We start from the raw sequence: 12,385 nt of genomic DNA on the forward strand, positions 1-12,385 counted from the left end.
GCTTTAATTTCCATGAGAAAGTACAGGAAAGTTTGCGAGTATTTGATTACATTTGAAAATCATTCTTTTAAAGAAATTTTATACAATGAAAAAAATATTACTCTTTTTATTTTTAACTTTTTCATTTACAATGCAAAGTCAATGTTTTGATTGTGCAAAAACATATGGCGAATGGACTGGCGGTGGAGTTTATGATTTGAATAAAACAAATAATGCTATATATGTAACAGCAACACCTGGCATCCATAAATATGATTTAAATTGTAATTTAATTTGGAAAAAAGATTTTGGAAGTGCTGCATTTGCTAATTGCTTAACTATAGATGAACAGGGAAATTTATACACATTGGTTACCGAAACTCTAGGTGGAAATTACAATAATGGCATAGAGCCATACTATGTTAATGGTTTAGAATTATATTTTGGTCTAAATCTTTACAAGCTATCTAGTAATGGTAACATTATATGGAATCGGAAAATTGGCGTAACAAAAGGAATTTCAAATAAAATATTTTTTAATCAAGGCCATATATATATAACTGGTACATTTATTAATAATATAAAAATAAATAACCAAATTTCATTAAATGATCCAGCTTATTATGGACGAGCATTCATTGCAAAATTTGATATCTCCGGAAACTTGATAGACGCAAAAAAATACGGTACTGGAAATGATCTTGTAAAAACCACTGAAATTGATAAAAATGGAAATATATATTTTGCAAGAACTGATCCCAATATTACATACTCATTCATTGATAAAATAAATTCAGATTTAGAAATTGTATGGCAAAAAGAAATTTCTAATAATGGTAAAATTGCAAATACAACTTCTTATAGACCTACCATACTTCATTATAATCCAATAAACGATAAATTGTATTTATGGGGCTGTTTTGACAGAACTATAAATATTCTTGGAAACCAATTTACAACCAATTCACTAAGCAATGGTATATTTCAGTCTATTTTAACTGAATTTAACACTTCAAATGGTAATTTAGAACATTTCAAACAAGTTAATAATAATTCTTTATTAGCTTATCCTAGTGAATGGAATAGTAGTGAAAGACAATTAAATAAATCATTTATGGCTGAAAAAAATAATGAATTATTTATTTTATCTAGTTTTAATGGAACAATGACATTTCCCAACACGACCATTACCTCAAGAAGCAATAGCGAAGAATTAGTTCTTTTTAAAATTGACTTAAATACTTTCGAACCCCAATTTATATTAAAATCATCAGGCACAAATTATTACTCATCAGGCTCATCTCTCGATGCAGCAGGACAGATTTTATTTTACGGGAATGATCTTTTTCTTACTTCAAATTTTCAAAGTTTCCCTCTTAAAATCAATAATTCTACAATACAAAGTCGTAGTGGAAACAATTCAATCAATGGGTTACTATATAAACTAAAGCTGGATTCATCAATTAATTCAGGCGAAATTATTGTTGAAAACACATGTTTTAATACACCAACAATGTTTGAAGTAAAAGGAACTTTTGATTCTATATTATGGAATTTTGACGATCCAAACTCAACAATTAATAACACTTCAATAATAAGTAATCCGCAGCATCAATTTTCTGCTACTGGAATTTATCATGTAACTGCTACGATAAACTGTGGCAGTGAAAGTCAGACTTTAGAAAAAGATATAAAAATAAATAATCAACCTACTCTTCACGCAGTAGCTCCAATTTATAGCTGCGAAACTATTTCTGGTTCTGGAATTTCAAATTCCTTTGATACATCAAATATTAACTCAACAATATTAGGTAACCAAACAGATTTAATAATTGAATACGTTGACGGTAATGGGAATCTATTACCTAGCCCACTTCCTAACCCATATACTAATACAATTAAAAACGAAGAAAATATTAGAATAAAAAGTTATTTTAACAATAACCCTTATTGCTTTGTTGAAACTAGTTTAAAACTCTATACTCTCCCCAAACCTGCTCAACCTACAACTACCTCTCCTCAAACCTTCTGCATCCAACAAAATGCAACTTTAAGTTCAATTACAATTACGGGACAAAACATTAAATGGTATGATACTTTGACCAATGGAAATCTACTTTCCAATACGTCTTCGTTACAAAATGGCAAAACCTATTATGCTTCACAAACTATAAATGGTTGCGAAAGCGAAAGAATAGCTGTTTTAATAAACATTCAAAATACCTCTGCTCCAACAGGAGATTCCAATCAAAGTTTTTGTAGTACTCAAAACGCCACTTTAAATAATATCGAAATTGCTGGAACAAATATAAAATGGTACAATAGCTCGAATATAGAATTAGCAAAGACAACTCTTATCAGTAACAATGCAACTTACTATGCCACACAAAGCATCAACAATTGTGAAAGTATCAATAAACTAGCAGTAAACACAACTTTAATCAATACTTTAAACGCTAATGATTATAAAGTAGAATTCTGCGATGAAAACAACGATGGACGAGAAACTATTAATCTATCCGAATTTAATCCAAATTTGATTACCAATCCATCGGACAATAGTTTTTCGTACTATACTTCAGTTGCTGCTGCTGAAAACCAAATAGCAAATAACAGAATCAATAATATCAGTAATTATGTATTACCTACTGGTTCTTATACCGTATTTGTCCGAATTGATTCTCCCAATGGTTGCCATCAAGTGGTTGAATTAAGTTTAAATTTATATAGCAAGCCTGTAATTCCAATAGATAATATTATGCCTATTTGCGAAGGCAGTTCCATTACTGTAAATGCAGGATTGGGATATGACAACTACCTTTGGTCAACAGGTGAAACCTCACCAACCATTACAATTCAAAATCCTGGTAATTATTCTGTAACTGTAACGAATGACTATGATTCTATTTCATGCTCAAGCACCAAAGATTTTACTGTAAAAAAATCAACTATTGCTACAATTAACTCAATAGAAACAACAGATTGGACAGATAATCAAAACATAATTAAAGTATTCGTTACTGGCGAAGGAGATTATGAATATTCTATAGATGGCACACAATTTCAAGATAGTAATGAATTCTCGAATGTTATAAGCGGAGAATATACCGTCTTAGTAAGAGATAAAAATGGTTGTGGAACTGTTACTGATGAAGTTTACCTGCTCATGTATCCTAAATTTTTCACCCCAAATGGCGATGGTTATAATGATACTTGGAAGATTAAATTTTCGGATAACGAAAAAAATATCATTATCAAAATATTTGACCGATACGGAAAACTATTAAAAGAATTACATCCCAATTCCTCTTGGAATGGTCAATTTAACAATCAAGAATTACCCGCCACCGATTATTGGTTCATAGTAACCAGAGCTGACGGAAAAGAATATAAAGGACATTTTAGTTTAAAAAAATAAACTCAAACACAAAAACAAAGGGAGCAAAGTTTAATAAACTTTGCTCCCTTTCTGTAAATCTTCGCGAACTATGTGGTGAAAATAATTTAAAACTTATGTTCCTCTTTACTAATCATTAATAACGAAAACAAAGAAATACAAGCAGCAATGGTCAAGTAAAAACCAACATAAGTCAAACTATAATGTGTTGCTAACCAAATAGCAATCATTGGCGCAAAAGCTGCTCCAAGGATTCCTGCCATATTAAAAGTTAATGATGCTCCTGAATAACGAACGGTAGTAGGAAACAATTCAGACAAGAAAGTTCCTAAAGGTCCATAAGTGAATCCCATCAAAGACATTCCCATACAAACAAAAGTGGTAACTAAGACTGTACTTCCTGAATTAAGAAAATAAGAGAAGAAAAATCCAAAAATGGCAATTGCAATTGTGGTAAGAATAAGCATTTTTCGACGTCCAATCTTATCAGCAACCAAGGCCGAAATAGGAATAAACAATGCAAAAAACAATACCGAAAACAATTGGATTAACAAGGCATCTCTTTTGGTAAAACCCAAATCAGAAGTTGCCCAACTTAGTGTAAAAACCGTCATCAAATAAAAAACCAAAAAGGTTGTAATAGCAGCAAAAGTTCCAAAAATTAGTTGATTCTTGTATGATTTCAACAAAGTAAAAAATGGAACCTTCACTTCCTGCTGTTCAACCTTAGAATTTTCAAAAGCAGGAGTTTCAGTAATTTTTAATCGGATATAAAAACCTACGATTACCAAAAGAGAACTGGTAATAAATGGAATTCTCCATCCATAATCCATAAAATCAGCACTACTCATGTTATCGGTTAGCAGTAAAAATGTACCTCCCGAAAGCAGCAAACCTATTGGCGCCCCTAATTGTGGAAACATTCCGTACCAAGCACGTTTGTTAGGTGGTGCATTTTCGATCGCCAATAAAACAGCTCCACCCCATTCGCCTCCTAATCCAACACCTTGGCCAAATCGGCACAACATCAACAACAAAGGAGCGGCTATACCAATACTGGCATAACTTGGTAAAAAACCAATACTCACTGTCGAAATACCCATTGTTAACAAGGCAACAACCAAAGTAACTTTTCGTCCTACCTTATCTCCATAATGTCCAAAAACCGCTGAACCTAAAGGTCTGGATAAAAAAGCAATAGAAAAAGTCGCCAAAGATTCTAAAGTAGAAGTGGTACTATCGGATCCGGGGAAAAACAATTGCGGAAAAACCAAAACAGCTGCGTTGGCAAAAATATAGAAGTCAAAAAACTCTATGGTTGTTCCAATCAAACTACCAAAAAGAATGTGTTTCAATGAGTTTATTTTATTCGGATGTTCTTTCATCATCAAAAAATTAGGTTTAAAATCTTGCAAAAGTCCTCCTTATTTTTGAATGCCACAAATATTTAGTTCCAATATTTTTTGGTAATTTTACTCAAAACAAATTCAAACATGCCCAACGACTGTATCAGCTATCAAAAATCAGGATATTTCACTCCTTTGATGAATGATTATTTAGACCAAAATCCAAAGTTACAATCCTTATATAATCGGTTTCCAACATTTGAAAATTTTGAAGCACAAATAGTCGAAAAACAGAATAATTTTAATAATAGCCATAGAGCGAGCCTAGTTTCAGTTCTCCAAAAACAATATGCTGAAATTGAAATTTCGCATCTAACCCAGCAAAATATAGAATCTTTAAAAGTCAACAACACTTTTACAGTCACTACCGGACATCAATTAAATTTGTTTTCTGGTCCTTTGTATTTTCTATACAAAATTATCTCTGTCATCAATTTAACAACCGAATTAAAAGTAAAATATCCTGCTTATAATTTTGTTCCCATTTATTGGATGGCAACCGAAGACCATGATTTTGAAGAAATCAATTACTTTAATTTTAAAGGGAAAAAATTCCGTTGGAATGCAGAAAGTACTGGTCCCGTGGGAAGACTTTCAACCGAAGGCTTAGCTGATTTTTTCGAAATATTTTCACAAGAATTAGGTTCAAGCACCAATGCCGAAAAATTAAAAAAACTATTTCAAGAAGCTTATTTAAATCATGGCAATCTTGCCGATGCTACCCGTTATTTAGCTAATGCACTATTTAGCGCACATGGTTTAGTAATTATTGATGCCGATAATGCTGATTTGAAAAGAAACTTTATTCCTTATATTAAGGAAGAATTAATTCAGCAGACAGCTCACAAAAAAGTACATGAAACAATTGAAAAACTAAAAGAATATACTATTCAAGTAAATCCTAGAGAAATCAATTTGTTTTATATCGAAGACAACTTAAGAGAACGCATTATTTATGAAAATGGAAAATATAGTGTAAACAATACTAAAATTGAGTTTTCTGAAACTGAGATTTTAACATTAGCAGAAAGCAATCCTGAAAAATTCAGTCCTAATGTAATTATGCGTCCTTTGTACCAGGAAGTAATTCTGCCTAATCTTTGCTACATTGGCGGAGGCGGAGAAATCGCTTATTGGCTCGAATTAAAATCTTTTTTTGATGCGGTAAAAATTAGCTTTCCAATACTTTTAGTTCGTAATTCAGTTCTTTTAGCTACCGAAAAACAACTTAAAAAAGCCGATAAATTAAATCTTAGTTGGAATGATTTATTCTCAAAACAAAGCGATTTAGTAAACAATAAAGTCCAAATATTATCAGAAATAGATATTGATTTATCACTTTTGAAAACGCAATTACAAACACAATTTAGTATCCTGAATGAGATCACAACAAAAACAGATCCTTCATTTGTGGGAGCAGTAAAAGCGCAGGAGATAAAACAAATCAAAGGTCTTGAAAATCTGGAAAAACGTTTGCTTAAAGCTGAAAAATTAAAACTAAAAGATACCCTAACGCGTATCACTGATTTGCAAAACGAATTATTCCCTAATCAAAGTTTACAAGAAAGGCAAGCCAATTTTTCTGAATTCTATATAGAAAGTGGTGAACATTTAATTGCTAAACTTATCGAACGCCTTAATCCTCTGGAACAGCGATTTGACATTATTGGATTATAAAATTCCAAAAAAGAAGCGGTATTTTGGCGAAATAAAATTCGTAGATGTTAAAAAAAAACTACTTTTATAAAAAATTAAATTTAAAATGACTACCAACAGAACTTTTACCATGATTAAGCCCGATGCTGTCGCTAATGGACACATTGGAAACATACTTGCAATGATTAACAATAACGGCTTTAAAATTGTATCGCTAAAGTTAACCCAACTTACTGTAGCCGATGCTCAAGCTTTTTATGCAGTACACGCAGCAAGACCTTTCTACGGAGAATTAGTAGAATTCATGTCTAGCGGACCTATTGTTGCAGCCATATTAGAAAAAGAAAATGCAGTTTTAGATTTCAGAACACTTATTGGTGCTACAAATCCAGCTGATGCTGCCGAAGGAACTATCCGTAAATTATACGCTACTTCAATGGGTGAAAATGCTGTTCACGGTTCTGACAGTGACGAAAATGCTACTATAGAAAGTGCTTTTCATTTTGCAGGAAGAGAACAATTTTAGTATTCAGTAATCAAATTTTAGTGTTCAGTCACAGTTGAAAGTCGCAGATAAAAAAGAAATCCCGTCTCGTTTTTTAGAACAAGACGGGATTTTTTTATTTGATAATAACTGATTACTAAAAATCTGAACACTGACCACTACCTAAGAACCACCTCTTTCACCACATCGCGACGCAATTCTTCATTAATCATCGCTACAATTTTAGATTTTCCGTGGCTTAGTTCTTCTCTTAATACCGATGATGTTAATTCCACATACAAAGTACTGCCTTTTAAAACCACATTACGGGTGTAGCTGTTTACGCCGTTACCCATTAAATTTTGCCAAGCTTCCTTTACGTTAATTCCGTCCATTCCTGACTGCAACTTATTCACTTGAATAATTTGCTTCAAAACATCGCCTACAGTACTTTGATTATTTAGTCTTTTCGCCATCTCCTAATAAATTTATTGGTCCTGCTTTTTTATATTGGTATTCTTTATTTTGATCATTTTTAATCAGCATTTCATCATCTGAAATACTTACTAATTCTTCGCTCCACTTGGCATAAGCCGTTGTATAATCTAAATAAACGTGCTCTTTTTCAAATCGTACATTCACTTTTTCGTAGTCATCATTCACTAAAAAAGTACCATCAAATTGCGGTCTTACCTTTCTTCGAATTCCTTTATTATTGGCTATTTCAAAAAAATCAAAATTCTCATTCATCTTGTATTCCTTATCCTCACCTTCTTTAAAACTCACCTTCTCAATTTCCCAATATCCATTCAATTTACTAATATCTTCAGGAGTAATTTTTTGTTGACAAGACACTAAAAACAAGCATACAAAAAGAATTTTAAAACTGTTTTTCATCATAAATACTTTTAATTAACTACTGTGATTACTGAGACAAAGTTAGCTTTATTAAAGTTAACTTTTATAAAAAATTCAAAGCCCACTTAAACTATTTTATATATTTTTGGTCTTAAAGTAGTTAGAACTAAAACTGTAAAATCATGTCAAAAATACTCCTTAGTTTCCTTAGTCTTTGCCTATTTGTGAATTGTACTTCTGAAACCAGCTCTCCTTCAACTACTACAGAAAACCTATATTTCCCTCCACTAACAGGAACAAATTGGGAAACCAAATCTATTGCTGATTTAGGATGGAAACAAGAAGCAGTCCAACCCTTATTAGATTATTTAGAGCTTAAACATTCTAAATCTTTTATGATTCTAGTCAACGGACGCATTGTAATGGAAAATTATTTCAATGGACATTCGGCAACTACTAATTGGTATTGGGCAAGTGCGGGAAAAACATTGACAGCAACACTCACTGGAATTGCAGAACAAGAAGGTTTTATCAATACAAACAATAAAGTATCGGATTATATTGGTACAGGATGGACATCTGAGACTTTAGCAAAAGAAAATCTAATCAGTTGCAAAAACTTACTCACTATGACATCGGGAATTGAAGATATTGCCAATGGTGATGATGTTTCCCCGTCGAGTCTAACCTACAAAGCCGATGCAGGAACACGTTGGGCATATCATAATGTATATGTAAAATTGCAAGATGTTATTGCTCAAGCCACAGGACAAAGTTGGAGCAATTATTTCAACACAAGACTTCGAGATAAAATTGGAATGAATGGAACTTGGTTACCTCTAGACAACAATATTGTCTATTTCAGTACCACTAGAAGTATGGCCCGCTTTGGTTTATTGATGTTAAACAAAGGAAAATGGGAAAATAACATTATTTTAAATGAAGCTTTTTTCAATTCAGCTACTACAACTTCCCAAAATATTAATCTTTCTTACGGTTATTTATGGTGGTTGAACGGAAAATCGAGTTACCATTTACCACAAAGCCAACTGCAATTATCAGGAAGCATCATTCCAAACGAACCAAATGATATGTTCATGGCATTGGGCAAAAATGACCAGAAAATCTATGTCATTCCAAGTAAAAAAATGGTGGTAATTAGAATGGGAGACGCAGCCGACAATGTTAATCTAGCCTTGTCTGATTTTGACAATACACTTTGGCAAAAAATAAATGCTTTATATCAGTAATTATCGTTTAGAACGTATCCTTTTTAACATTCCCATAAAAAAGAATCCTATACCCAAAACCAACAAAATATAATAAAAAGACAAACTTTTATCTTTTAAAACATTGGCTAAAACAAAACTGATAACACTTGCAAAATAGAAAGCTACAGGCGTTATATTTTTAAATGAAGAAAACATATTTATTTTTTATTTAAAGAAACTATCGATAAATTCAAATTTATTAAAGACTTGTAAATCTTCAATACCCTCACCAACTCCAATGTATTTTACAGGAATTTGAAATTGATCTGAAATTCCAATAACAACACCACCTTTGGCAGTACCGTCAAGTTTAGTCACAGCTAATGAAGTTACTTCGGTTGCAGCAGTAAATTGCTTGGCTTGCTCAAAAGCATTTTGACCGGTTGAACCATCAAGAACTAACAACACATCATGAGGTGCATCGGCAACTACTTTTTGCATTACGCGTTTTACTTTTGACAATTCATTCATCAAATTAACCTTGTTATGCAAACGTCCTGCAGTATCAATAATTACAATATCGGCATCTTGTGCCACAGCTGATTGTAATGTATCAAAAGCGACAGAGGCTGGATCAGAACCCATATTCTGTCTTACAATTGGCACATCAACTCTATCAGCCCAAATTTGTAATTGGTCAATAGCAGCAGCTCTAAAAGTATCGGCTGCCCCAAGAACCACTTTGTAACCTTGCTTTTTAAATTGGTAAGCCAGTTTTCCAATAGTAGTTGTTTTACCCACTCCGTTAACTCCAACAACCATTAAAACATATGGTTTTATATTAACCGGAATTACAAATTCAGTTGCTTCACCAGTATTAGTTTCTGAAAGCAAAGCTGCAATTTCTTCTTGTAGAATTTGATTTAGTTCTGAAGTACCTAAATACTTGTCTTCAGACACACGTTTTTCTATACGGGTTATTATTTTTAAAGTAGTATCAACACCTACATCAGAAGAAACAAGAATTTCTTCTAAGTTATCCAAAACATCATCATCAACCTTAGACTTCCCTACTATTGCTTTACTTAGTTTAGAAAAGAAAGTAGTTTTTGTTTTTTCCAGACCTTTATCTAAGGTTTGCTTCGCCTGTTCGCTTATGCTCGGGTCCTTTTTCTCTGTAGAAAATATTCTTTTAAAAAAACTCATCGTATATACAGTATTAATAACAAGAGGGATTAGCCAATAAATACTAATACCACTTTCAAAGAGTAAATATAGAAAATAAAAAAGCTACTTCCTGAAGAAAGTAGCTTTTCTATATATGCTTTTATTAATTATTTCTTTTTCAAGAATTCATCAACTAATTCAGGTGCAACGATAGTTTCTACGAAAGTATATGCGCCAGTTTTTGGAGATTTAACCATTTTAATGGCTTTTGATAATCTCTTAGAAGAAGTTTGTAACGATGCTACGGTTTTCTTTGCCATGATTTAAATGTTATTTGAATTTTAATAAACTCTCTCTAAATGTAAGCATTTTGAGATTTTGCATTAAAATTTCTAATTATTACTTAATTTCTTTGTGAACAGTTACTTTCTTCAATACAGGGTTGAATTTTTTAATTTCCAATCTGTCTGGAGTGTTTTTCTTGTTCTTTGTTGTTATGTATCTTGAAGTACCCGCTACGCCTGAAGCTTTGTGCTCAGTACATTCTAAAATTACCTGGATTCTATTACCTTTCTTTGCCATCTTGCTATATATTTATTTAGGAAATAAAGATTATTTAATAAATCCTTGAGACTGTGCTTTTTTCAAAACAGCGTCAATTCCATTTTTATTAATTGTTTTTATCGTAGATGCTGCTACTCTAAGAGTAATCCATCTATCTTCTTCTGGAAGATAAAAACGCTTTTTAACTAAGTTTACAGAAAACTTTCTCTTAGTTTTATTCATAGCGTGAGAAACGTTATTTCCTACCATCGCTCTTTTACCTGTAAGGTCACAAACTCTTGACATTATACTTATCTTTTATATCGTTATTCAAAATCAGGGTGCAAAGAAAAGAAAAATAAACGGTTCAAACAAAAAAATTACAAGACATTTTTAAAAATTTCTTTCTTTAGTATTTCTAAACTTTTAATCAATGCTCTATCTATCACTTTCTCACGTGGTTGACCAAAATTAAACTCTTCTACGATTACCTCATTTGGAGTTGCCAAAGCAATAAAAACACTCCCTAATTCGGCTTTTTCATCTCCTTTTGTGGGTCCGGCATTTCCTGTTGTTGCAATTGCGTAATCCGTGTTTAATAGCTTCTTAACATTCAACGCCATGGCTTTAGCCACCTCAGCACTTACAACCGAATATTCTTCGATTAATTTTTCTGGAATCCCCAATACAGTTATCTTAGTTTCAGTTGCGTAAGAAACCACACTTCCTTTAAAATAATTAGAAGCACCCGCTACCGATGATAAACTTGCCGCTATTTGACCTCCTGTACAACTCTCAGCCGTAGCAATGGTTTTCTGCTGTTTTTTCAGCATTTTACCTACTAAAACCTCAATCGTTTCATCTTCTTCGAAACCAACAATAATATCATTGATAATAGCATCTAAAGAAACCACATAAGAATCAATTGTTTTTTCTAATTCTTCTTTATCCTTTCCTCTTGCCGAAAGACGCAAACGCACTCTTCCCGGAGCTGGCAAATAAGCTAACTTAATAAATTCAGGCAAACTATTTTCCCAATCTTCAATTCGTTCCGCCACCATACTTTCGCCTTGTCCATACGTAAGAATCGTTTTATGGATAATATAAGGACGATCATACTCTTTGACAACCTTTGGAATTATCTCATTCTCTACCAAATATTTCATTTCAAAAGGAACTCCCGGCAGCGAAACAAAAACCGTATTTTCTTTTTTCATCCACATTCCCGGAGCTGTCCCCACCTGATTATGAAGTACGGTACAACGTGATGGAACTAATGCTTGATCTTTATTGATTTGGGTAATAGTACGCTTATAAAAACCTTCAATTAACTGTGTAACATGCTTTAAAACCTCCTGATCTACAATTAACTCATCTTCAAAATAATCGCAGAATGTTTTTTTAGTGACATCATCTTTTGTTGGCCCCAAACCTCCAGTAATAATGACCAAATCGACCTTGTTTTGCAATTTTACAAAAGTATCTAAGATGTGTTGTTTATCATCACTAATAGAAATCATCTCATGAATCTCTACTCCTATTTTGTCCAGGGATTTTGCAATAAACCCCGAATTAGTATCTATAATTTGTCCTATTAAAATCTCATCTCCTATAGTAACAATGGTTGCTTTCATCTATTAATCTGATAATTTAAAATCCTTATAAAATAAAATCAACATTCAAA

At 32.4% G+C, this 12,385-nt stretch carries 12 protein-coding genes; 4 read left to right on the forward strand and 8 right to left on the reverse strand.

Annotated elements, in window-relative coordinates; all coding sequences use genetic code 11:
- Nucleotides 1–85: 85 nt before the first annotated feature.
- On the forward strand, nucleotides 86–3,397 hold the full coding sequence (locus GTZ96_RS10125) for a T9SS type B sorting domain-containing protein (RefSeq protein WP_161643712.1): 3,312 nt from the start codon (nucleotides 86–88) through the stop codon (nucleotides 3,395–3,397).
- 86 nt (nucleotides 3,398–3,483) lie between these two features.
- Here the strand turns inward: GTZ96_RS10125 and GTZ96_RS10130 are convergent, their stop codons facing one another.
- Nucleotides 3,484–4,764, reverse strand: a complete 1,281-nt coding sequence (locus GTZ96_RS10130) for an MFS transporter (protein WP_235972948.1) — start codon at nucleotides 4,762–4,764, stop codon at nucleotides 3,484–3,486.
- 105 nt (nucleotides 4,765–4,869) lie between these two features.
- Here GTZ96_RS10130 and bshC point away from each other — a divergent pair, with 105 nt between their 5' ends.
- Both bshC and GTZ96_RS10140 read left to right on the forward strand, forming a co-directional pair.
- The gene (gene bshC, locus GTZ96_RS10135) at nucleotides 4,870–6,459 is read left to right on the forward strand and encodes a bacillithiol biosynthesis cysteine-adding enzyme BshC (RefSeq protein WP_161643714.1); all 1,590 of its coding nucleotides are present in this window, start codon (nucleotides 4,870–4,872) and stop codon (nucleotides 6,457–6,459) included.
- Between the two features lie 85 nt (nucleotides 6,460–6,544).
- Nucleotides 6,545–6,964 (forward strand): nucleoside-diphosphate kinase, encoded by a 420-nt coding sequence (locus GTZ96_RS10140; protein ID WP_161643716.1) that lies wholly within the window; start codon nucleotides 6,545–6,547, stop codon nucleotides 6,962–6,964.
- A gap of 137 nt (nucleotides 6,965–7,101) precedes the next feature.
- Here the strand turns inward: GTZ96_RS10140 and GTZ96_RS10145 are convergent, their stop codons facing one another.
- Both GTZ96_RS10145 and GTZ96_RS10150 read right to left on the reverse strand, forming a co-directional pair.
- Nucleotides 7,102–7,398 (reverse strand): DUF721 domain-containing protein, encoded by a 297-nt coding sequence (locus GTZ96_RS10145; protein ID WP_128194051.1) that lies wholly within the window; start codon nucleotides 7,396–7,398, stop codon nucleotides 7,102–7,104.
- Nucleotides 7,379–7,822, reverse strand: a complete 444-nt coding sequence (locus GTZ96_RS10150; RefSeq protein WP_235972950.1) for a hypothetical protein — start codon at nucleotides 7,820–7,822, stop codon at nucleotides 7,379–7,381. The genes GTZ96_RS10145 and GTZ96_RS10150 overlap by 20 nt, the downstream gene beginning before the upstream one ends.
- Nucleotides 7,823–7,962: 140 nt before the next feature.
- Between GTZ96_RS10150 and GTZ96_RS10155 the strand changes: the two genes are divergently transcribed.
- Nucleotides 7,963–9,030, forward strand: a complete 1,068-nt coding sequence (locus GTZ96_RS10155; protein WP_161643718.1) for a serine hydrolase domain-containing protein — start codon at nucleotides 7,963–7,965, stop codon at nucleotides 9,028–9,030.
- Nucleotides 9,031–9,216: 186 nt separating this feature from the next.
- Here the strand turns inward: GTZ96_RS10155 and ftsY are convergent, their stop codons facing one another.
- The 5 genes from ftsY to GTZ96_RS10180 form a co-directional block, all read right to left on the reverse strand.
- On the reverse strand, nucleotides 9,217–10,197 hold the full coding sequence (gene ftsY / locus GTZ96_RS10160) for a signal recognition particle-docking protein FtsY (RefSeq protein WP_161643720.1): 981 nt from the start codon (nucleotides 10,195–10,197) through the stop codon (nucleotides 9,217–9,219).
- A gap of 128 nt (nucleotides 10,198–10,325) precedes the next feature.
- A complete protein-coding gene (locus GTZ96_RS10165) occupies nucleotides 10,326–10,478 on the reverse strand; it encodes a DUF4295 domain-containing protein (protein WP_081824680.1) in 153 nt (50 codons plus the stop codon).
- 79 nt (nucleotides 10,479–10,557) lie between these two features.
- Nucleotides 10,558–10,740: a 50S ribosomal protein L33 gene (gene rpmG / locus GTZ96_RS10170; protein WP_035660223.1), complete on the reverse strand. Its 183-nt coding sequence runs from the start codon at nucleotides 10,738–10,740 to the stop codon at nucleotides 10,558–10,560.
- A 30-nt stretch (nucleotides 10,741–10,770) separates the two neighbouring features.
- Nucleotides 10,771–11,007, reverse strand: a complete 237-nt coding sequence (gene rpmB / locus GTZ96_RS10175) for a 50S ribosomal protein L28 (protein ID WP_035660225.1) — start codon at nucleotides 11,005–11,007, stop codon at nucleotides 10,771–10,773.
- A gap of 74 nt (nucleotides 11,008–11,081) precedes the next feature.
- A complete protein-coding gene (locus tag GTZ96_RS10180) occupies nucleotides 11,082–12,335 on the reverse strand; it encodes a competence/damage-inducible protein A (RefSeq protein ID WP_161643722.1) in 1,254 nt (417 codons plus the stop codon).
- Nucleotides 12,336–12,385 lie beyond the last annotated feature (50 nt).

It is taken from the genome of Flavobacterium undicola, assembly GCF_009909155.2.
GTDB classification, from domain to species: domain Bacteria; phylum Bacteroidota; class Bacteroidia; order Flavobacteriales; family Flavobacteriaceae; genus Flavobacterium; species Flavobacterium undicola.

Coding starts and splice junctions, on each gene's coding strand:
- GTZ96_RS10125 (WP_161643712.1), top strand. CDS start 86: ATGAAAAAAATATTACTCTTTTTATTTTTAACTTTTTCATTTACAATG.
- GTZ96_RS10145 (WP_128194051.1), bottom strand. CDS start 7,398: ATGGCGAAAAGACTAAATAATCAAAGTACTGTAGGCGATGTTTTGAAG.
- GTZ96_RS10155 (WP_161643718.1), top strand. CDS start 7,963: ATGTCAAAAATACTCCTTAGTTTCCTTAGTCTTTGCCTATTTGTGAAT.
- GTZ96_RS10180 (WP_161643722.1), bottom strand. CDS start 12,335: ATGAAAGCAACCATTGTTACTATAGGAGATGAGATTTTAATAGGACAA.
- GTZ96_RS10130 (WP_235972948.1), bottom strand. CDS start 4,764: ATGATGAAAGAACATCCGAATAAAATAAACTCATTGAAACACATTCTT.
- GTZ96_RS10140 (WP_161643716.1), top strand. CDS start 6,545: ATGACTACCAACAGAACTTTTACCATGATTAAGCCCGATGCTGTCGCT.
- bshC (WP_161643714.1), top strand. CDS start 4,870: ATGCCCAACGACTGTATCAGCTATCAAAAATCAGGATATTTCACTCCT.
- GTZ96_RS10150 (WP_235972950.1), bottom strand. CDS start 7,822: ATGATGAAAAACAGTTTTAAAATTCTTTTTGTATGCTTGTTTTTAGTG.
- rpmG (WP_035660223.1), bottom strand. CDS start 10,740: ATGGCAAAGAAAGGTAATAGAATCCAGGTAATTTTAGAATGTACTGAG.
- rpmB (WP_035660225.1), bottom strand. CDS start 11,007: ATGTCAAGAGTTTGTGACCTTACAGGTAAAAGAGCGATGGTAGGAAAT.
- GTZ96_RS10165 (WP_081824680.1), bottom strand. CDS start 10,478: ATGGCAAAGAAAACCGTAGCATCGTTACAAACTTCTTCTAAGAGATTA.
- ftsY (WP_161643720.1), bottom strand. CDS start 10,197: ATGAGTTTTTTTAAAAGAATATTTTCTACAGAGAAAAAGGACCCGAGC.